The organism is Streptomyces sp. NK15101 (genome assembly GCF_020400725.1).
Classification (GTDB): Bacteria; Actinomycetota; Actinomycetes; order Streptomycetales; family Streptomycetaceae; genus Streptomyces.
On sequence record NZ_JAINVG010000036.1, the window covers coordinates 1 to 19,828 of the forward strand.

Here is a 19,828-nt window from a genome sequence, read left to right on the forward strand (position 1 = left end):
CGCAGGCTCCAGCCGATGGCCTTGCGGATGAAGAAGTCGGGGTCGGCCGAGCGGCGCAGGCAGTAGGCGAAGAGCCGGTCGGCGTCGGTGGCGTCCTTGAAGCGCAGCTGGTGGAGGAGGGCGGTGCGGGCGACCCAGAGGTCCTCCTCGTCGATCCAGGCGTCCATCTCGGCGGCGAGGGCGGGATCGGCCGCCACCAGGCCGCCGACGACATGGGCGGCGAGGTGGTCGACCGTGTCCCACCAGGAGACGGTGGTGACGAGCCGGCGGGCGACCGGCAGGAAGCCCGAGGAGCAGCGCTTCACGTGGCGGCGCAGGTAGTCGACGGCGAAGTAGTGGTACTCGCGCTCCGGGAGGGCGAAGCAGCGCAGGGCGATCGCGGCGCAGTCGGTCTCGTCGGGGCGCGGGGTGCCGTCGAGGACCGTGCGGGACAGGGCGCGGCGTTCGGGCGTGCGGATGCCGAGGAAGGGGGCCGCGCCCTTCATGTACGCGACCATCTCCTGGGCCCGGAAGGGGTTCCCCGCGGCGGGGTAGACGGTCGTGAGGCGGCCGAGGATCGTGTCGGCGAGCGCGCTCTCGGGTACGGAGGGGCTCATCGCCTCACTCTAGGGGGTGTCCGGCCCTGATCCGCCGGACAGGCCCCAGGGCCCCGGAGGCGGGGTGCGGATCACAGCGATCACACGGTGGTGTCGGTTACCCTCCCCGAATGTCCCCGTCCGTGCCCGTAGGCCGTTCCCGCGCGCTGCTCCCGCCGCGGGCGCGACTGGCGTTCCTCGCCGTGCTCCTGCTCTGCGCGGGAGCGTCGGTGCTGCTCTTCGAGCCGCAGCGGCTGCTCGCGGCGGGCTGGCCGCCGCACCTGAGCGGGGCGGGCGCGGCGGTCGTGTTCGGGCTGGCGTACGGGGTGTGCACGGCGGCCCTCGTCCCGCGCCCCCTCCTGAACCTGGCGGCCGGCGCGCTCTTCGGCACCGGCGCCGGTCTCACGGCCGCCCTCGCCGGCACGGTCATCGGCGCGGGCCTCTCCTTCGCGCTCGGCCGCGCCCTCGGGCAGGAGGCGCTGCGTCCGTACGTGCGGGGCCGCTGGCTGACGGCGGCGGACGGGCAGCTGAGCCGGCACGGGTTCCGGTCGATGCTGGCGATCCGGCTCTTCCCGGGGGTTCCGTTCGCGGTGGCCAACTACGGGGCCGCGGTCTCGCGGATGCGGTACGTCCCCTTCCTGGCCGCGACCGGCCTCGGTTCGGTGCCGAACACCCTGGCGTACGTGGTGGCGGGCAGTGAGGCCACCTCGCCCACCTCCCCCGCGTTCCTGATCTCGGCGGGGTTCATCGTGCTGTCGGTGGCGGCGGCCGCGGTGGTGGGCTGGCGCAAGCGCCACCACCTGCGCGGACCGGCCCCGGCGCCTCCCGGGAAGAGCACGCCGGAGCCGGAGCCCGTGGGCACCCCCTAGAGGGGGTGGCGGAGCACCTCGACGACCGTCGCGTCGGCGGGGCCGCCCGCCCCGGGCACCACGTCCGCTCACCCGACCGGACCACCGCGGGCCCCGTCGAGGCCTGATCACGGGCCCGTCATCTTGGGCATGTACGCTGCGCACGACCTTCTGACGGCACACGTACATAAACGGGACGGCCCTAGCCCCATGAGTTGGTTCGAATCGTTCATCCTCGGACTCGTCCAGGGGCTGACGGAGTTCCTTCCCATCTCCTCCAGCGCGCACCTCCGTCTCACGGCGGCCTTCGCCGGCTGGCACGACCCGGGTGCGGCCTTCACCGCCATCACCCAGATCGGCACGGAGACGGCGGTCCTGATCTACTTCCGCAAGGACATCGCCCGGATCGTCTCGGCCTGGTTCCGCTCCCTGACGGACAAGGCGATGCGCTCCGACCACGACGCCCAGATGGGCTGGCTGGTGATCGTCGGCTCGATCCCGATCGGCGTCCTCGGCGTCACGCTCAAGGACCAGATCGAGGGCCCCTTCCGCGACCTGCGGATCACGGCGACCACCCTCATCGTGATGGGCGTCGTCCTCGGCATCGCCGACCGGCTCGCCGCCCGGGACGAGATCGGCGGCCGGCACCGCGCGATGCGCGAGCGCAAGACGCTCAAGGACCTCGGCGTGAGGGACGGCCTGATCTACGGCGTCTGCCAGGCGATGGCGCTCGTCCCCGGCGTCTCCCGCTCGGGCGCGACGATCTCCGGCGGTCTGTTCATGGGCTACACCCGCGAGGCGGCGGCCCGGTACTCCTTCCTGCTCGCCATCCCGGCGGTGCTCGCCTCGGGCGTCTTCGAGCTGAAGGACGCGGGCGAGGGCGGCCACGTCTCCTGGGGCCCGACGATCTTCGCCACGATCATCGCCTTCGCCGTCGGCTACGCGGTGATCGCGTGGTTCATGAAGTTCATCACCACGAAGTCCTTCATGCCGTTCGTGATCTACCGGATCCTGCTCGGCATCCTGCTGATCGTGCTGGTCTCGGCCGGCGTGCTGAGCCCGCACGCCGGCGAGTCCGCGGGCTGACGTCCCGGCCCCGGTAGTACACCTCAGCCCCGGTAGGGCACCCTGGCGATCTCCTCGATGCCGCCCGGGGTGCCCCACTCGTTCTTGCCGAGCCGGGTCAGCGGGCGCATCAGGGTCATCTCGGGGTGTCCGTCGACCATCACGGACTCGTCGACCGCCGCGTGCACGACCCGGCCGAAGACGACCGTCGAGTCGCCGATCCGCAGCGTGCTGTGCAGCTCGCACTCCAGGGCCACCGGCGACTGGGCGACCCGCGGCGGCTTCACCCGCAGGCTCGGCTCCCGCTCGATGCCGCACGCGTCGAACTCGCTCACCCCGCGCGGGAAGTCGGTCGCCGTGGCGTTGATCCGCTCGAAGAGCCCCTCGGGGGCGAGGTTCACCACGAACTCCCCCGTCTCCTCCACGTTGCGCAGCGAGTCCTTGCGCCCGACCGAGGTGAACTGCACGACCGGCGGCGCCACCGAGGAGATGGTGAAGAAGGAGTGCGGGGCGAGGTTGTCCGTCCCGTCGGCCGAGGCCGTGGACACCCAGGCGATCGGCCGGGGCACGACGGTGGCGGTCAGCAGCCGGTAGAAGGAGGTGCGGTCGGTCAGTTCGGGGTCGATGTTCACGCGCATGTCGGTCAGTATGACCGGGGTCCCGAGGACCGCCGTACGGTGGCCGGTCCGACCCGCGCCCCGACGACCGCCGCACGATGGCCGGTCCGACCCGCGCCCCGACGACCGCCGCACGCCCCTTGGCCCCTGGCGCCCGCTGCCCGACACTGAGCCGATGACGCAGCGCGTGGACCTCGCGACCGTGATGGACCGATTCGCCCTCGACGACCTGCTCACCGGCTACGCGGCGGCCGTGGACGAGGGCGACTGGAACGCCTACCGGGGCCTGTTCACCCCGGACGGCAGGGCCGACTACCGCGGCTCGGGCGGGATCGAGGGGCCGGCGGCGGAGGTCGCGGACTGGCTCGCCGCGACGCTGCCCCTCTTTCCCGTACGCCAGCACCTCATCGTGAACCGGCGGGTGCGGTTCCTGGAGCCGGGCGGATACCCGGAGGCCGGGGACCGGGCGGACATCGGCGCCGACTACGTCAACCCGATGCGGTTCGCCTCCGGCGAGGACTTCGTCTGCGGCGGGCGCTACGCCTTCGCGGCGCGCCGCACCGCGGACGGCTGGCGGCTCTCCTCGGTCGTCGTCGACGAGCGCTGGCGCCGCCACCGCTGACGTCCGGACGTGAAGGCGTCCGGAGCGCGGACACTGGAGGAACCGACGGGAGGCGCGTCATGCGTGGTCCGTTCACAAGTCGTCGCGGAGGCCGGGCCGAAGGGTCCTCCGCCGGTCGGCGCACCGGGCGGGGGGCCGTGCGCTCCCTGGCGGCCGGCGGCTGCGGCGCCCTGCCCGTGCTCGCCTTCCCGGCCCCCGGGCTCTGGTGGTGGGCCTGTCTTGCGCTCGTACCGTGGCTGCTGCTGATCCGTTCGGCGCCGGGGGCCCGGCGCGCCGGTCTCGACGGCTGGTTCGGCGGCCTCGGATTCATGCTGGCGATGCACCACTGGTTGCTGCCGAGCCTGCACGCGTTCCTGCTCCCGCTCGCCGCGCTGCTCGGTCTGCTGTGGCTGCCCTGGGGGTGGCTCGTCAGGGCGCTGCTGGGCGGAACCCCGTCGCTGCCGCGGGCTGCCGTGGCGCTGCTCGCGGTGCCCTCGGGCTGGCTGCTCGTCGAACTGGCCCGCTCCTGGGAGGGGCTCGGCGGACCGTGGGGGCTCCTCGGGGCGAGCCAGTGGCAGGTCCCGGTGGCGCTGCGGCTCGCTTCGGTCGGCGGAGTGTGGCTGGTGAGCCTCGTGTTGGTTGCGGTGAACACGGCCGTGGTCCTGCTGGTCACGGTGCCCGGGCGGCGCACCGTCGGGGTGGCGGGGCTCGCCGGCTGCGCTCTCGTGGCGGGGACGGCGGCCTGGGGCGTCCCCGCGCCGCGCGAGAGCGGGACGGCACGAGTGGGCCTCGTGCAGCCGGGGGTGTTCGGTGGCCCCGACGGGCCCGAGGCTCGTCTCACGCGGGCCGAGGCGCTGACCCGCTCCCTCGCCGGGCAGCGGCTCGACCTGGTCGTGTGGGGCGAGAGCGGGGTGGGCGCCGATCCGACGGGCGACCCGAAGCTCGCGGCCCGGCTCACCGCGCTGTCGCGGGCGGTGGGCGCCCCGCTCCTGGTGAACGTGGACGCGCGGGGCGCCGACCGCCCCGGCATCCACAAGAGCGCCGTCCTGGTCGGCCCCGGCGGGCTGACGGGCGACCGCTACGACAAGATGCGGCTCGTGCCGTTCGGCGAGTACGTCCCGGCGCGTCCGGTCCTGGGCTGGGTGACGTCCACCGGGCGGGCCGCGGACGAGGACCGGCGGCGGGGCTCCGAGCCGGTCGTGATGGCCCTGCCCGCCCGCGAGGCCGGCGCGTCCCCGCTGCGGGTCGGACCGCTCGTCTGCTTCGAGTCGGCGTTCCCCGACATGAGCCGCCGCCTCGCCCGCGACGGGGCTGGCCTCCTGGTGGTGCAGTCGTCGACCAGCACCTTCCAGCACAGCTGGGCGCCTGCCCAGCACGCCTCGCTCGCGGCCCTGCGTGCGGCGGAGACGGGCCGTCCCGTGGTCCACGCGACGCTCACCGGGATCAGTGCCGCGTACGGTCCCGACGGGCGAAGGGGCGGCCCGGTGCTCGGCACCGACGCGAGTGCCGCCGTCGTGCGCGAGCTGCCGCTCTCGGGTACGACGACGGCCTATGTCCGGTGGGGCGACTGGCCCTTGTAGGGCGCGCTCGCGGTGGTGGGCGCGGTGTGCGCCGCGGAGGGGGCGGGCGCTTTCAGGACGCCTGGGCCAGGGCCTCGCGGACGACGCGCTCGCACAGCTCGTGGGTGAGCAGGGCGTCCCGGGCGCTGAGCACCCGGCCCGCCCGTACCGAGTCGAGGAAGGCGAGGACCGCCTGCTCGATGCCGCGCTGCCGGGCCACGGGCACCCAGTCGCCGCGGCGGCGCACGGTCGGCTGTCCCTTGTGGTCGACGACCTCGGCGAGGTTGAGGACCTGGCGCTTGGTCTCCTGCCCCGAGACCTCCAGGATCTCCTCGGTGGAGCCGTTCATCCGGTTCATCATGCCGATGGCGGTGAACCCGTCGCCGGAGAGCTGGAGCACGACGTGGTGCATGAGCCCCTCGCGGATCCGGGCGCGCACGTCGATGTGCTCGATCTCGCCGGGCAGCAGGAAGCGCAGGGTGTCGACGACGTGGATGAAGTCGTCGAGGACGAGGGTGCGGGGGTCCTCGGGCAGGCCGATGCGGTTCTTCTGGAGGAGGATCAGCTCGCGCGGGTGGTCGAGGCACTGGGCGTAGGCGGGGGCGAGGCGGCGGTTGAAGCCGACGGCGAGGCTGACGGAGCGCTTCTCGGCGAGCTCCACGAGCCGCTCGGAGTCGGCGTACTCGTACGCGAGGGGCTTGTCGACGTACGTGGGGACGCCGGCTTCGATCAGCCGTCCGGCGATCTCGGCGTGGACGGCGGTGGAGGCGTGGACGAAGGCCGCGTCGAGCCCGGCGGAGAGCAGCGAGTCGAGGTCGCGGTGGCGTTGCCCGGCGGGCAGGTGCAGGGTGTCGGCCACCCGCTCCAGGGTCGCCGGGGTGCGGGTCTGGAGGTGGAGTTCGACGGCGGGGAGGGTGCCGAGGACGGGGAGGTAGGCCTTCTGCGCGATGTCGCCGAGTCCGATGCAGCCAACCTTCACGGGGTCTCCCTTGTCGTGGTTCGCCGGCCCTGCCCGTAAGGGCCGTTCGCGCCGGTCAGCTTACGCGGAACGGGTCGCGTCCCCGGCCGGGGGAACCGGGTCGGCGGGCGGGTTCCAGTCGCAGATTCCGTCGAAGCCGCGCAGGGCGAGGCCGGTCCCGAAGCGGGAGACGGCGCCGACGGCCGCGGCGCGGAGGGCGACGGCGGGGCGGGCGGAGAGCATGGTGATCGCGCCGGTGCGGGCGGCCCTGCGGACGATGGCGGTGGTGCGCGGCAGCCGGTCGGCGGTGTACGCGGCGAGCGCGCGGCCCGGCACGAAGTCGGGGGTGGTGCGGGCGTGGTGGGCGAGGACGACGGCGTCCTCGACGGCCTGGTTCCCGCCCTGGCCGAGGCTCGGCATCATCGCGTGCGCGGCGTCGCCGAGGAGGGCGACCCTGCCCCGGTGGAAGGCGGGCAGCGGGTCGGGCAGGTGGTGGACGTCGTGCCGCAGGATCCGGTCGGGGGCGACGCCGGCGAGGATCTCGGGGACGGGGTGGTGCCAGTCCCCGAAGAGCCGGAGCAGTTCGGCCTTCTCGTCGTCGGGCGCGTGGGCGCCCGCGGGGGCCACGGCCATGGCGTACGCGTACACCCGGCCGTCCTTGAGCGGCTGGCTGCCCCACAGGCGGCCGGCGCCCCAGGTCTCGTGCGGGGCGAAGGGCCGGGCGGGCGCGGGGACGACGACGCGCCAGGTGGTGCTGCCGGAGTAGCGGGGGCCGGGGTGGCCGGGGAAGAGCGTCCCGCGGGTCGCCGAGTGGATGCCGTCGGCGGCGATGACGAGCTCGGCCTCGATCTCCGCGCGGCCCGTGGTCCCGGCGTCCGCGACGGTGAGCCGGGCGGGGCGGTGGTCGTCGCCGGGGTCGGTGACGGTGGCGGTCGCGCCGGTGCGGACGACGCCCTCGGGGAGGGCGGAGGTGAGGATGTCGACGAGGGTCGCGCGATGGAGGAGGACGAGGGGTCCGCCGAAGCGGGCGGCGGCGGCCTTGGCGTCGGTGCGGGCGAGCCAGCGGCCGCCGGGGGTGCGCATGCCGCCGTCGCCCTGCCAGGCGGAGAGCTCGCGGACGCGGTCGCCGAGGCCGATGACGTCGAGGGCGCGCTGGGCGTTGGGGGCGAGGGCGATGCCGGCGCCGACGGGCGCGAGGCCGGTGGCGCGTTCGAGGAGGGTGACCTGCCAGCCGCGCCGGTTCAGGGCGACGGCGGCGGCGAGTCCGCCGATGCCGGCTCCGACGATGACGGCACGGTGCTGTTCCATGGCTGCTCCTCGGTTCGGGACGGTCGGAACGGCAGGGGTACTACAGCTGTAGTACCCCTGCCGCGACGACGGTACTACAGCTGTAGTCAGCCCGGTAGTAGGTTGTCCCCATGACTCGAGCCACCGCCGGGGCCCCCACCCCGGAGACCCCCGCCTCCCGCGCCGAACGGATCGGCGACGCCGCGCTCGCCCTGCTCGTGGAGCGCGGGATGCGGGGCCTGACCCACCGCGCCGTGGACGAGCGGGCCGGACTGCCGCAGGGGTCGACGTCCAACCACGCCCGCACGCGCCAGGCCCTCCTGGAGACGGCCGTACGGCGCCAGGTCCAGCGGGAGGCCGAGGTCCTCACCCCGCACGAGCTGCCCGGCCCGGAGAGCGGCGGCGACGCGCTGGTCGACGCGCTCGCCCTCGCCCTGCACCGCTATCTCACCGACCACCGCTCCCTGCTGGTCTCCCGCTACGAGCTGGCCCTCGAGGCCACCCGCCGGCCCGAGTTGCGCAGCTTCTTCGACTCGGCCGGCGCGACGTTCCACACCCCGCTGATCGAGATGATGAGCGCCGCCGGCTCACCGGAACCCGAACGGCACGCGCTCTCCCTGATCGCCTGGAGCGAGGGGCTGATGTTCTCCTGCGCGGCGGGCTCCTTCCACGCGGCCGTGCCGAGCCGCGCCGAACTGCGCACCGGCTTGGACGAGTTGCTGCGCGGCATGCTCGGGGACCTCGCCTGACACCCGCTGCGAGCAGTCGGCGCACAGGAGGTCCCGGCGGGACCGGCGCCGGCCGGCCGGCACGCCGTCGTCGAAGGCCCTCACCGAGGGGCCGGACCCGGTCGCCGAGCGCGAGGCGGCCCCGGGGCGGGGAACGTCGGGCCCGGCCGGCCCGGCACCGGCGCGACGACCCCGCGGAGCCCTACAGGACGCGCTCCTGAACGGGATCCCCGGATTCCGGGTGGTCCGCGTCATCGGCCGGGGCGGCGGCACGCAGCGCCGCCTCGACCCGGCGGTCGCCGGTCATGGTCGCGGTGACGGCGGTCATGGCGAGGAGGAGGCCGCCGGCTGTGTAGAGCGGGGTGCGCACGTCGTAGGCGGTGGCCAGCCAGCCGCCGAGGAAGGCGCCGAACGGGGCGGCGCACATGGCGAGCATGCGGGAGGTGGAGGCGACCCGGCCCATCAGGTGGGCGGGGACGATCGCCTGCCGGAGGGAGGGGGCGAGCACCATCGTGGCGCCCATGCCCGCTCCGCAGACGGCGAGCGCCAGGCCGGCGGCGTACGGGTCCGGGGCGGCGGCAAGGCCCAGCACGGCGAGCCCCTCGACCGCGGCCGTGCAGGTCAGCGCGGTGCCGGTGCCGAGTCGCCGGCCGAGGAAGGAGGCGACGCCAGCGCCGAGCAGACCGCCCGTGGCCTCCGCCGTGAGGAGCAGGCCGAAGCCGAAGGCGCCGACGCCGAGACGGTCGTGCGCGAAGAGGGCGAGCACGGTCTCCACGGCGAGGAAGGCGATGTTCCCGACCGCCGGACGCAGCGCGAGCCCGAGCAGCAGCTGGTCCCGGAACACGTACGAGGCGCCGGCCCGGGCCTGCCGCAGCAGCGGCTCACGGGCCTGCGGCACGGGCCGGGGCGCGGCGGGCAGCGACCGTACGAGCAGCGCGGAGAGCACGAACGAGACCGCGTCGGCGAGCAGCGGAACGGCCCGTCCGAGCGCGAGCAGGGCGCTGCCCGCGGGCGGCCCGGCGAAGCCGGACGCGGCGGTCTGGGCGCCGCGCAGGCGGGAGTTGGCGCGTTCCAGGAGCGCGGGGTCGCGGCCGAGCAGATCCGGCAGATAGGCCGTGGCGGCCGTGTCGAAGAAGAGTCCGCCGAGGCCGAGGAGGAAGGCGACGGCCGCGAGCAGGGGAATGCCCAGCACGTCGAGCGCGGCCGCCGCCGCCGGTATCGCGAGCAGCACCGCACGCGCCGCGTCCGTGACCCACATCGTGCGCCGACGGTCCCAGCGGTCCACCAGCGCACCGCCGAGCACCCCGAAGAACAGCCACGGCAGCGTTCCGGCGGCCGTGACGACGGCGAGCGCCACCGGGTCCCGCGTCACCGTCAGCGCGAGCAGCGGCAGCGCGGCATGTGACACCCCGTCGCCGAGCGAGGACACCGTCTGCGCGGTCCACAGCCGCCCGAACCCGGTCGGCAGCCTCCGGACGTCCGAGGTCACTTCGCATCCCATCCGGCCTGCTCGCGCGATGCCGGGTGGAACAGCGCGAAGACGAGTGACGCGTCCGGCAGCGACGGATCGGACAGCTCCCGGTACTCCTCCACCAGTGCCCGCAGCCGCGCCCCCAGCTCCGCGAACTGCTCCTCGGTGAGCCGCAGATGCGCCATCCCCACGTGCCGCTCGCCGTCCGCCGGCGCTGCTTCCAGGTCCGCCACCGCGTGCCGCATCAGCACGTCGGGACCTCCCTCGCCCGGATCCGGCAGGACGATCGACCGCGCGGCCATCGCGTAGTACCGCTCGGTGACTCCCCGGACCTTCCGCGTTCGCACCACCTTCACCAGGCCGGCCCGTTCGAGCAACCGTACGTGGTAGCTGGAACTCCCCTTCGCGAGCCCCACCCGCTCGGCGATCTGCGTGATCGTCGCGGGCTCGAAGCGGAGCACGGCCATGATCCGGTGCCGCGTGAGATTGGAGACGGCGCGCAGCTGCTCGTCAGTGGTGACGTGGAACGTCTCGGGAAGACCGTCGGTAGGCATGGATGGAATGGTCAACGTTTCTTGACCATTGCGCAAGGCGTTTCCGTCGGGGCTTCCGGAACCGGCCGCCCCACATGCGCCGCCTTGGTCCTCGCACCCTGGCGCCGCCTTCGCTCCCGCGCCCTGGCGCCGCCCGCGATCATGGGAGACGATGCCGCCCATGACCATCGAACGCACCGACACCACCCCGCGCGTCGACCCGGCCACCACCACGGGCGAGCGCGAGGCGCTGGAGCAGTGGCTCGACTTCCACCGCGCGACCCTCGCGATGAAGTGCGAGGGGCTCGACGACGCCCAGCTGCGCACTCCGTCCGCCCCGCCCTCCGACCTCAACCTCCTCGGCCTGGTCCGTCACATGGCCGAGGTCGAGCGCGGCTGGTTCCGCCGTGTCCTGGCCGGCGAGGAGGCGGGGTGGATCTACTCGACGGAGGAGGACCACGACCGGGACATCCACGTCACGGACGAGGACACCTACGAGGAGGCCCACGCCACCTGGCAGGCCGAGATCGCCCACGCGCGCACCCTGGCCGCCGGCCGGGACCTCGACGACCTGGGCGCGGGCGATCACCGCAGCGGCGGCACCTTCAACCTCCGGTGGATCTACCTCCACATGATCGAGGAGTACGCCCGCCACAACGGCCACGCGGACCTCATCCGCGAGCGCATCGACGGCGCCACCGGGGACTGAGCCCGCACCGGCGACCGGGCCGGTCGGGAGCCGCACCCGGGCGAAGTCGCTCCGCCCGGCCGGGTCGGTCAAGAACGGGCCCCGCACGGCTCACCCGTGCGGGGCATTCCCCGCCGGTAGGGGCGCGAAGATCGCTTGGGGCCCAGCAGAGTTGCGCGGGTGCATGGAACCCGAACAACAGCGAAGATCCTGGTCGGGGCGGCGGTCGCCGCCCTGGCGGGCTGCGTCTCGGTGGACGCCCGGCCGACGGCGCCCGCCCCCGTCCCCACGCCCGCGGCCGACACCGCCCCCGCCCAGGACGTGGCACCGCAGATCGTCGAGGGCCCGGCCCGCGAGGCCCTCGAAGCGGCGCTCCCCGCTCCCCCGCCGTCCGCCGCGCCCCGCGCGACACCTCCGGCGGGGCAGCACCGGCGGGCGGTGGCGCCTCCCCGCCCGGAGAAACCGCGCCCCGCCCCCGTACCGCGGCAGCACGAGCGTCCGCGCCCGGCGGCCCGGCCGGACCTTCCCGAACTGCCGGAGCTCACGGGGCTGCCGAGGAACCCGCCGGTCTCCCGGGCGGACGTCTGCGACCTGGGCGAGCGGTACGGCGGCTGGGACCCCGGCAGCGCTCAGGCCGGGATCTGTCACGGCACGTACGGCCGGTGAACCTCCCCGAGGGGTCGGTCACGCCTCCCTGAGCCGCAGCTCCAGCCGCTCGATCGCGGCCCGTACCCCGTTCCCGTAGCCGTCGTCGTCGAGGTGCTCCGAAGCGGCGCGGGCCCGGTCCAGATGGACCCGCGCGGCGTCGGGCCGCTGGAGCTTGACGTAGTCGGCGGCCAGGTTCAGGTGGAGCGAGGGGTACAGCGCCCGGAGGGCGGCCGCCGAGTCGTGCGCGGCGAGCCGCTCCTCCGCGAGCCCCTCGGCCGCGCTCAGCGCCCGCAGGTCCCAGGCCAGCTCGGTGTCGGGATCGTCCTGGGCGTCCGCCATGTAGTGCGCGAGGGTGCAGCGGTGCAGGGGGTCGCCGTCCGGGCCGATCTGCTGCCACAGCAGCCCGAAGCGGTTGCGGGCCTCCTCGCGGTCGCCGCCGTGGAGCAGCATCATGGTCTGCCCGATCCTGGTCATGACCCCGTCGTCCGACACCTGCTGCTGCCCGGTCACCGCGACCTCCGCCCGCTCGCCCACTGGGAGTGCCGACGCTAGCCGCACCCGGCCCCGATCGGGCCGAGGCTCAGCCGAGGTCCGGGATGCGCCAGTCGATCGGCTCGTGCCCCTGGGCCGCGACGGCCGCGTCGATCTGGGTGAAGGGCCGCGAGCCGAAGAACTTCTTCGCCGACAGCGGCGAGGGGTGCGCCCCCTTCACCACGACGTGCCGCTCCTCGTCGATGAGCGGCAGCTTCTTCTGCGCGTAGTTGCCCCACAGGACGAAGACGGCGGGGTCGGGGCGGGAGGCGACGGCGGTGATCACCGCGTCCGTGAACTTCTCCCAGCCCTTGTTCTTGTGCGAGTTCGCCTCGCCGGACCGGACCGTCAGCACGGCGTTGAGCAGGAGGACGCCCTGCTCGGCCCACGGCATCAGATAGCCGTTGTCCGGGATCGGGTGACCGAGCTCCTCGTGCATCTCCTTGTAGATGTTCCGCAGGGAGGGAGGGGTCTTCACGCCGGGGCGGACGGAGAAGCAGAGACCGTGACCCTGCCCCTCGCCGTGGTACGGGTCCTGACCGAGGATCAGGACCTTCACCTTGTCGTACGGGGTGGCGTCGAGGGCGGCGAAGACCTCGTCCTTCGGCGGGAAGACCGGTCCCTTGGCGCGCTCCTCCTCGACGAACTCGGTGAGCCGGGCGAAGTACGGCTTCTGCAGCTCCTCGCCGAGGACACCCCGCCAGGACTCGGGCAGCATGCTGGTGTCGGTCACGGTCAACAACCTCCGGTGGACGTTCCTGTTTCTCCGTCCGAGAACCTACCGGGGGCCACTGACAGTGGCCCCCGCAGGCCCGCTACCAGCTGGCCCGGCGGCTCAGCTCCCACATCTGCATGACCGTCTGCGGGTCGAGGGCCCGCTCGCCGCCGCCGATGTCCTCGCCGGCCGCGATGTACAGCTTGCCCTGCCACAGGGGCAGCAGCCGGACGTCCTGGACCAGGATCTCCTGGGCCTCGACGAACTCGTCCGTGACGGTCCCGCGGTCGCTCTCGCGGCGGGACTTCGGCAGCAGTTCGTTGGTGATCCGGGAGCTCTCGTAGGGCGTGCCGAGGACGTTCTCCTTGCCCACGAAGGGGGCGACGAAGTTGTCCGGGTCCGGGAAGTCGGGGAACCAGCCGCGGCCGAAGACCGGGTACTCGCCCTTCTGGTAGCCCGCCTGGAACTCCTTCCAGGGCTTGCCGTGCAGGGTGACCTTGAAGAGGCCGGACTCCTCCAGCTGCCGCTTGAGCTCGGCGAACTCGGCGGCCGTCGAGGAGCCGTACCGGTCGGTGGTGTACCAGAAGTCCAGCTCGACGGGCTCGGTGATGCCGGCGTTGCGGAGGATCTTCTTCGCCTTCTCCTGGCTGGGCGAGCCGAAGCGGTCGAAGAACTTGGTGGTGTGGGCGGCGATGCCCTTGGGCACCATCGAGTACAGGGGCTCGGCGGTGCCCTGGTAGACCTTGTTGACCAGTTCGTCGCGGTCGACGAGCTGGGCGATGGCCTTGCGGACGGGGAGCTTGGCGACGGACTCGTCCTGGCTGTTGAAGACCAGGTAGCGGATGTCGGCGCCGGTCGACTCGATGAGCTGGAGGCCCTTGTTCTCCTCCTTGTCCTCCTGGAGGGCGACGACCTCCTCGGCGGTGAGGCCGCGGTAGGTGGCGTCGATCTCCTTCTTCCGGAGGGCGGCGACCATGGCGTCGGAGGAGTCGAAGTACCGGATCGTGACGCCGCCGTTCTTGCGGTCGGCGAAGCCCTTGTAGGTGGGGTTCTTCGTCAGCTCCGCCGTCTCGCGCTCGGTGTACGAGTCGAGGACGTACGGGCCGGAGCCCATGACCTTGCCGTCCTTGCGGAGCTGGTCGGCCGGGTACTCGGCGGGGTCCACCAGCGACATCGCGGGGGTGGCGAGGACGAACGGGAAGGTGGCGTCCGACTTGTTGAGCCGGAAGACGACGGTCCGGTCACCCACGGTGTCGATCTTGTCGAGCGAGCCGAGCATGCCGTTCGGGCCGCCCTTGTGGTTGATCGTGCGGATGCGCTCGATCGAGTACTGGACGGCCTTGGCGTCCAGCTTGTGCCCGTTGGAGAAGGTGAGGCCCTCCACGAGCTTGCATTCGAAGACCCGACTGGAGGTGTCCGTGAACTTGCAGTCGGCGGCGTCCGACTGCGGGGCGGTGCTGCCCGTCGGGAAACTCACCAGGGTCTGGAAGACATTCCGGAAGAGCTCCCAGGAATTGTCCCAGGCGGCGGCCGGATCAAGCGTGGTGGGAGAGCTCGTCGTGCCGACGACGATTCTCTGATCCCCGGCGGATTCGCTGTCCGAGAAGACACCGCATCCGGTTACCAGGGATATGGACACAAGGGCTGCAGCGGCCTGCAGACTGGTCCGGTTGAACACGTGCACGCTCCTCGTTCAGCCAGGGGTCGGCCGACGATACCGCAGCACCCCGCCAGGTCAATGTTCGAGCCTGCCGGGGCACTTGAGGCATTCGGCGCGCAATCGGGCTCAATCCGGACAGAGAAATCCGGAAAGTGTCCGATTATCGGTCACCCGACTCCGGCGTTCAGGAAAATGCCGCCGTCGACGACGAGCGTCTGGCCGGTGATCCACTCCGCCTGGGACGAGGTGAGGAAGGCCGCCGCGCCGCCGATGTCCTCGGGCTTGCCGAGCCGGCCGAGCGGATAGGCGGCTGCCGCCTCCGCCTCGCGGCCCTCGTAGAGAGCCTGCGCGAATTTCGTCTTCACGACGGCCGGAGCGATCGCGTTGACCCGCACGACCGGCGCGAATTCGTGCGCCAGCTGAAGGGTCAGATTGACCATCGCGGCCTTGCTCATGCCGTACGCACCGACGAAGGGCGAGGCGGTGACGCCGGCGATCGAGGCGATGTTCACGATCGCCCCGCCGTGCTCCTTCTGCCAGGCGTGCCAGCTCCGCTGGGCGAAACCGAGCGCGGAGATCACATTCGTCTCGAAGACCTTGCGGGCCACCCCGAGATCCAGGTCCGCGATGGGCCCGAAAACGGGGTTCGTGCCGGCGTTGTTGACCAGGAAGTCCAGACGGCCGAAGCCGTCCATGGCCGCCTCGACGGCAACGGCCTGGTGGGCCTCGTCGTGCGCCTTGCCGGGGACGCCGATGACCCGGTCGGCCCCGAGCCGCTCCACGGCCTCCTTGAGGGCCTCCTCGCCGCGTCCGGTGATGACGACCCGGTCGCCGCGGGCGACGAGGGCCTCGGCGATGCCGTAGCCGATGCCCCGGCTGGCGCCGGTGACGAGGGCCACCTTGCCGGACGGCTCCGGCCGCTCCTGTGCGCTCATGCGTGCCTCCTCCTCTCGCGGCCGGCCGTCAGTTGAGCGGGCCGCCGGCCACGTACATGACCTGGCCGGAGACGAAGCCGGCGTCGTCGCCCGTGAAGAACGCGATCGCGTTGGCGACGTCCTCGGGGCGGCCGACCCGCGCCACCGGGATCATGGAGGCGGCGGCCGCCTGGAACTCCTCGAAGCCCATGCCGACGCGCTCGGCGGTCTGCGCGGTCATCTCGGTGACGATGAAGCCCGGGGCGACGGCGTTGGCGGTGATGCCGAACTTGCCGAGCTCCTTGGCGAGGGTCTTGGTGAAGCCCTGCAGACCCGCCTTGACCGCCGAGTAGTTGGCCTGGCCGCGGTTGCCGAGCGCCGAGGAGGAGGACAGGGAGACGATCCGGCCGAAGCCCGCGTCCACCATGTGCTTCTGGACGGCCTTCGCCATCAGGAAGGCACCCTTGAGGTGGACGTTCATGACGACGTCCCAGTCGGACTCGGACATCTTGAAGAGCAGGTTGTCGCGGAGCACGCCCGCGTTGTTGACGAGGATCGTCGGCGCGCCGAGCTCGGCGGCGACCCGCGCGACGGCGGCCTCCACCTGCGCGCCGTCCGAGACGTCGCAGCCGACCGCGAGGGCGGTGCCGCCCGCGGCGGTGATCTTCTCGACGGTGTCCTTGCAGGCCGCCTCGTCGAGGTCGAGCACGGCGACGGCGCGGCCCTCGGCCGCCAGACGGAGCGCGGTGGCCGCGCCGATGCCCCGTGCGGCACCCGTGACGATGGCTACGCGCTGCTCGGTGGTGGACATGCTTGGTTCTCCTCGCCCTTGGATCGTCCCTGGTCGCGGCCGAACCGCCCGTCCGCTCCTGCGTCCCGCACATGAGCGACCGCTTAGTATCGTCCGCAGGACGAGACGCTAGAAGCCCTGGCACCCGGTGTCAACGGCCCACCGGGTGCACCGGGTCACTCCTCCCGTCCCTACCGGACGAGAAGGTCGAGCAGACGTTCCACCTCGGCCTCGGGATCGGTGGTCAGACCCGTGTGGACGGGCCCCGGCTGCACGACCGTGGAGCGCGGCGCGATCAGCCAGCGGAAGCGCCGTCCCGCGTCGTCGCGCGCGGCCTGACCCGCCGCGTCACCGCCCAGGCAGACCCCCTCGACGGCACGCAGCGCGGCCCGTACGCCGGTCACGTCGGCCGCCGGGTCGAGCACCGTCAGCTTGGCCTCGTCGAGATGCGTACGGGCGGCCACGAAGGACCGGGCGCGGCAGTAGACGACCACTCCCGCGTTGAAGCACTCGCCGCGCTCCACCCGGGGCACGACGCGCAGCAGCGCGTACTCGAAGACATCGCGGTCGGTCACGTCGTGCTATCCTTCTCGGTGGTGTGCTTCCGGGGCGCGAGGCGTTCGGCGAGCCAGCCGGGCGGCTGCTGCGGCCTGCTCTCGGTGCGCGGGCCGAGCGTGATCCGCTCGTGGATGGTGGCGGCGCGCGGCAGCAGCGCCGAGACGTACGCGGCGCGCACCTCGTCCGTGCCTCCGAAGCCGGGCTCGTCGACGAGCCACTCGTCGGGGACGTCGGCGGTGACCTCCTCCAGGAGCTCGCGGGTGACGAGCGGCGCGAGCTCGGCGGCCGCGGCGGCGACGTCCGGGCCGAAGGGGGCGAGCGCGTGGTCGGAGGCGTCGTACGGCTTCGCGGCGGAGGCCTGGGCGCCCGGCCAGTTGTGGTGCCAGATCATGGTGGCGCCGTGGTCGATGAGCCACAGGTCGCCGTGCCAGACGAGCATGTTCGGATTGCGCCAGGAGCGGTCGACGTTGTTGATCAGCGCGTCGAACCAGACGACCCGGCCGGCCTCCCGGGAGTCGACCTCGTACGCGAGCGGGTCGAAGCCCAGCGAGCCGGGCAGGAAGTCCATGCCCAGGTTGAGGCCGCCGCTCGCCTTGAGCAGCCCCTGGACCTCCTGGTCGGGTTCGGAGAGCCCGATGACGGGATCGAGCTGGATGGTGACGAGCTCCGGCACCCGCAGGCCGAGCCTCCGGGCGAGCTGCCCGCAGACGACCTCGGCGACCAGGGTCTTGCGCCCCTGGCCCGCGCCGGTGAACTTCATGACGTACGTGCCGAGGTCGTCGGCCTCGACGATCCCGGGGAGCGAGCCGCCCTCACGCAGGGGCGTGACATAGCGGGTCGCTGTCACCTCTGTAAGCATTTCCTCAGGCTATACGCCTCAGTCCCCTGGCAATCAACGGAAGGACTCTGCGGCCTACGATCGGGCGGACCATACCCCGGGGAGAATCTGGGGAGTTTGGAGGACAAAGTGCCGAGGTCGGCGACCTCGACGATCTCTGACAGCGAGCCAACCTCACACATAGGCGCCACATGCCAGGTCGCCACGACTTATTACAGCATTTTCCCAGGCCATTCATCTATTCAGCCTTGCAATCCATCGGTGACTTCTTCGGGGTGCAGAGGCAGGAATCGCCGGCCGACGACGCTGGGGAGAATCTGGGGAGTTTCGGCTCGGCGAGCCAGTCTCCCCGCTCCCCCAAGCAGACCGTCGATGGAGCCGTGCCCCTTACTGCCGGCCTCCGGCATGAAGAGAGCGCAGTAACCGAGGGTGATCGCCGGCGAGGGTGTCCGAGCCGGCAGGCCAGGGTTACAACGGGCCTTCCACTGCCAGGGTTCTGTGACGCTTCAGTTCCTCGGCCACCGAGGGGACAGCCACCGTGCGGATCTTCTTCCCCTTCGGGAGAGCGAAGTACAGCCTGCCGTGAACGGTGGAGACGTCCTCGCCCACATCGGCGCGCTGCGCTCGTTCTACGCCGACGCCTTCTGCACACCGCCCTGGAACGAGGACGAGGAGAAGGCCGCCGAGTTCGCCAAGCGGCTCCCCCGCGACGCCCGGCGTCCGGGTTTCACCGCCGCGGTGGCTGTGGCAGGCGGAGACGTGTTCGGCTTCGCCTGCGGGTGGACCACCCTCCCGCCCTTCCCCACGGACCGCTGCTGTCCGCAGGCCGCCGCGGGCCTCGGCGCGCGGCGGACGCACGACTGGTTGTGCGGCGCCTTCGAGGTGGACGAACTTGCCGTCCGGCCCGGCGCGCCCGGCAGTGGGCTCGCCGCAGAAGTGCTGGACGCGGTCACCGCAGGTGCCCCCGAAGGTCGCTCGTGGCTGCTCACCTCCGTACAGGCGCCCCGCTCAGCCGGGTGGCGTGCACGCACTCACCTCCGCTGTCGAGGGCTTCGCTCTGCTCAATCCGATACGCGTTCCCGGCTACGGAGGAGGACTGACACCCGCCGCCTCCACTCCGAGCATCTGCTCGGTCCGTGTGAGGCCCGACTTCACCCATACATCGCCTCTTGACGTGATTCATGCGCTCTGCCCGTTGCTGCCGCATTGATCATCCGGCAAGACTGCTCCCACGACGTCACGTGAACCGCAGTCTGACCCGCAGCGGTGGTGACGCACATCGGACAAGGGGAAGGTCCGTGAAGAAGTTCCTTTCGGTGTTGGCCGCCTCGGGCGCCATCCTGCGGACCATGGCCGCCACGCCCGCCTCCGCAGCGGACGAGCCGGCCGACAACGGCGGCGGTTTCCTCGCACAGAGCGAGCCGAAGGACGCGGCGACCGTCGAGGAGCCGGCCCGGGAGCGGGCGGAGGAGGTTCACGTCCGGACGCCGGCGAACAAGCTGTGCACCGGCACCTGGACGCACGCCGTGTCCACCGTCACCTTCCAGCGCGCGTCGGGCGGCACCCTCGCCACGGCCCGCGCGAACCTCGGTTCCCCGGTCACGGTGGCGATGCCGTACGCGTACGTCAACGGCAAGGCCATCACCCCTCCGTACGGTCCGCACACCGCGATCAGCACGTACGACTTCCACGGCAGCATGAACACGTACCAGTGCGTCGGCGGCGGTTCCGGCACGATCGCCACCAACAACAAGCTGACCTTCTACTGGTTCCTGAAGGGCTCCAAGCCCCACTCGGCCGCCGACCGTCACATCACCTGCCAGGTTCCCCAGCCCGGAAGCGCGTGAGCATCCCATGAACAGCCGGCACTCCCGCCCCACCGCCCTCATCCTCGACGGCCGCCACGAGCTCGTCGTCGACAGCCTGTCGCTGGACGAGGACTCGTTCACCGTCCGCTACACGGTCAGGCCACCCCTCCCCGAGGGGAACGAAGGCGAGTCGCTCGTCCTGCTCGCGCTGGAGGCCCGTGATGACGTCGGTAACGAGTACACCGACTGGGGCGGGGCGTACGGCCTGAGCGAGGACGGCGGCCAGACGGACGGGACGATCACCGGGCAGCCGGCCGTCGCCCCTTCCGCGCGTGTCCTCACGGTCCGCCTCACGTTTCTGCGGGAAGGGCGGGAATACCCCTGCGAGCTCCCCCTTGAGGTGCCGGGCGCGCGCCCGGCCTCCGACTGACGCTTC

General features: G+C 72.5%; 21 protein-coding genes and 1 pseudogene. 9 read left to right on the forward strand and 13 right to left on the reverse strand.

Going from position 1 to position 19,828, the window contains the following annotated elements; translation table 11 throughout:
* Positions 1 to 596, reverse strand: a 596-nt coding sequence (locus K7G60_RS20040) for a DNA alkylation repair protein (protein WP_225802324.1), incomplete at its 3' end; no start/stop codon positions are given.
* 110 nt (positions 597 to 706) lie between these two features.
* Here K7G60_RS20040 and K7G60_RS20045 point away from each other — a divergent pair.
* The gene (locus K7G60_RS20045; RefSeq protein WP_225802325.1) at positions 707 to 1,444 is read left to right on the forward strand and encodes a TVP38/TMEM64 family protein; all 738 of its coding nucleotides are present in this window, start codon (positions 707 to 709) and stop codon (positions 1,442 to 1,444) included.
* Between the two features lie 189 nt (positions 1,445 to 1,633).
* A complete protein-coding gene (locus K7G60_RS20050) occupies positions 1,634 to 2,509 on the forward strand; it encodes an undecaprenyl-diphosphate phosphatase (protein WP_225802326.1) in 876 nt (291 codons plus the stop codon).
* Between the two features lie 23 nt (positions 2,510 to 2,532).
* On the opposite strand, the gene K7G60_RS20055 is transcribed toward K7G60_RS20050, so the two are convergent.
* Positions 2,533 to 3,126 carry a flavin reductase family protein gene (locus tag K7G60_RS20055; protein WP_225802327.1) on the reverse strand — a complete coding sequence of 198 codons (594 nt, stop codon included), beginning with the start codon at positions 3,124 to 3,126 and terminating at the stop codon, positions 2,533 to 2,535.
* Positions 3,127 to 3,280: 154 nt separating this feature from the next.
* Here K7G60_RS20055 and K7G60_RS20060 point away from each other — a divergent pair, with 154 nt between their 5' ends.
* On the forward strand, positions 3,281 to 3,727 hold the full coding sequence (locus K7G60_RS20060) for a nuclear transport factor 2 family protein (protein ID WP_225802328.1): 447 nt from the start codon (positions 3,281 to 3,283) through the stop codon (positions 3,725 to 3,727).
* A gap of 59 nt (positions 3,728 to 3,786) precedes the next feature.
* Positions 3,787 to 5,394, forward strand: a pseudogene (lnt, locus tag K7G60_RS20065) (apolipoprotein N-acyltransferase).
* Here the strand turns inward: lnt and K7G60_RS20070 are convergent.
* Positions 5,339 to 6,244 carry a Gfo/Idh/MocA family protein gene (locus tag K7G60_RS20070; RefSeq protein WP_225802329.1) on the reverse strand — a complete coding sequence of 302 codons (906 nt, stop codon included), beginning with the start codon at positions 6,242 to 6,244 and terminating at the stop codon, positions 5,339 to 5,341. The pseudogene lnt and the gene K7G60_RS20070 sit on opposite strands and share 56 nt — an antisense overlap.
* Before the next feature lie 60 nt (positions 6,245 to 6,304).
* Positions 6,305 to 7,531 carry an FAD-dependent monooxygenase gene (locus tag K7G60_RS20075; RefSeq protein WP_225802330.1) on the reverse strand — a complete coding sequence of 409 codons (1,227 nt, stop codon included), beginning with the start codon at positions 7,529 to 7,531 and terminating at the stop codon, positions 6,305 to 6,307.
* A gap of 110 nt (positions 7,532 to 7,641) precedes the next feature.
* Between K7G60_RS20075 and K7G60_RS20080 the strand changes: the two genes are divergently transcribed.
* A complete protein-coding gene (locus tag K7G60_RS20080) occupies positions 7,642 to 8,259 on the forward strand; it encodes a TetR/AcrR family transcriptional regulator (protein WP_225802331.1) in 618 nt (205 codons plus the stop codon).
* A 181-nt stretch (positions 8,260 to 8,440) separates the two neighbouring features.
* Here K7G60_RS20080 and K7G60_RS20085 read toward each other — a convergent pair whose 3' ends face one another.
* Positions 8,441 to 9,727, reverse strand: coding sequence for an MFS transporter (locus K7G60_RS20085; protein WP_225802332.1), 1,287 nt, complete (start codon positions 9,725 to 9,727; stop codon positions 8,441 to 8,443).
* The gene (locus tag K7G60_RS20090; protein WP_225802333.1) at positions 9,724 to 10,263 is read right to left on the reverse strand and encodes a transcriptional regulator; all 540 of its coding nucleotides are present in this window, start codon (positions 10,261 to 10,263) and stop codon (positions 9,724 to 9,726) included. The genes K7G60_RS20085 and K7G60_RS20090 overlap by 4 nt, the downstream gene beginning before the upstream one ends.
* 151 nt (positions 10,264 to 10,414) lie before the next feature.
* On the opposite strand from K7G60_RS20090, the gene K7G60_RS20095 reads away from it, so the two are divergent.
* Together K7G60_RS20095 and K7G60_RS20100 are read left to right on the forward strand one after the other, a co-directional pair.
* The gene (locus tag K7G60_RS20095) at positions 10,415 to 10,951 is read left to right on the forward strand and encodes a DinB family protein (protein ID WP_225802334.1); all 537 of its coding nucleotides are present in this window, start codon (positions 10,415 to 10,417) and stop codon (positions 10,949 to 10,951) included.
* A gap of 159 nt (positions 10,952 to 11,110) precedes the next feature.
* Positions 11,111 to 11,596, forward strand: coding sequence for a hypothetical protein (locus K7G60_RS20100; RefSeq protein ID WP_225802335.1), 486 nt, complete (start codon positions 11,111 to 11,113; stop codon positions 11,594 to 11,596).
* A gap of 18 nt (positions 11,597 to 11,614) precedes the next feature.
* On the opposite strand, the gene K7G60_RS20105 is transcribed toward K7G60_RS20100, so the two are convergent.
* The 7 genes from K7G60_RS20105 to K7G60_RS20135 form a co-directional block, all read right to left on the reverse strand.
* Positions 11,615 to 12,052 carry a hypothetical protein gene (locus tag K7G60_RS20105; RefSeq protein WP_263986115.1) on the reverse strand — a complete coding sequence of 146 codons (438 nt, stop codon included), beginning with the start codon at positions 12,050 to 12,052 and terminating at the stop codon, positions 11,615 to 11,617.
* A gap of 106 nt (positions 12,053 to 12,158) precedes the next feature.
* Positions 12,159 to 12,842, reverse strand: coding sequence for a uracil-DNA glycosylase (gene ung / locus K7G60_RS20110; RefSeq protein ID WP_225802337.1), 684 nt, complete (start codon positions 12,840 to 12,842; stop codon positions 12,159 to 12,161).
* An 82-nt stretch (positions 12,843 to 12,924) separates the two neighbouring features.
* Entirely contained in the window at positions 12,925 to 14,502 is a 1,578-nt protein-coding gene (locus tag K7G60_RS20115; protein WP_225802338.1) for an ABC transporter substrate-binding protein, read from the reverse strand.
* A gap of 149 nt (positions 14,503 to 14,651) precedes the next feature.
* A complete protein-coding gene (locus K7G60_RS20120; protein WP_225802339.1) occupies positions 14,652 to 15,419 on the reverse strand; it encodes an SDR family oxidoreductase in 768 nt (255 codons plus the stop codon).
* Between the two features lie 28 nt (positions 15,420 to 15,447).
* Complete coding sequence (gene fabG, locus K7G60_RS20125; protein ID WP_225802340.1) at positions 15,448 to 16,209, reverse strand: 3-oxoacyl-ACP reductase FabG; 762 nt, start codon at positions 16,207 to 16,209, stop codon at positions 15,448 to 15,450.
* 170 nt (positions 16,210 to 16,379) lie between these two features.
* Positions 16,380 to 16,763, reverse strand: coding sequence for a DUF3037 domain-containing protein (locus K7G60_RS20130; RefSeq protein WP_041128108.1), 384 nt, complete (start codon positions 16,761 to 16,763; stop codon positions 16,380 to 16,382).
* On the reverse strand, positions 16,760 to 17,605 hold the full coding sequence (locus tag K7G60_RS20135; protein WP_225802341.1) for a HipA family kinase: 846 nt from the start codon (positions 17,603 to 17,605) through the stop codon (positions 16,760 to 16,762). The genes K7G60_RS20130 and K7G60_RS20135 overlap by 4 nt, the downstream gene beginning before the upstream one ends.
* Positions 17,606 to 18,882: 1,277 nt before the next feature.
* On the opposite strand from K7G60_RS20135, the gene K7G60_RS20145 reads away from it, so the two are divergent.
* Entirely contained in the window at positions 18,883 to 19,431 is a 549-nt protein-coding gene (locus tag K7G60_RS20145) for a hypothetical protein (protein ID WP_225802342.1), read from the forward strand.
* Between the two features lie 7 nt (positions 19,432 to 19,438).
* A complete protein-coding gene (locus K7G60_RS20150; RefSeq protein WP_225802343.1) occupies positions 19,439 to 19,822 on the forward strand; it encodes a hypothetical protein in 384 nt (127 codons plus the stop codon).
* Positions 19,823 to 19,828: the final 6 nt, after the last annotated feature.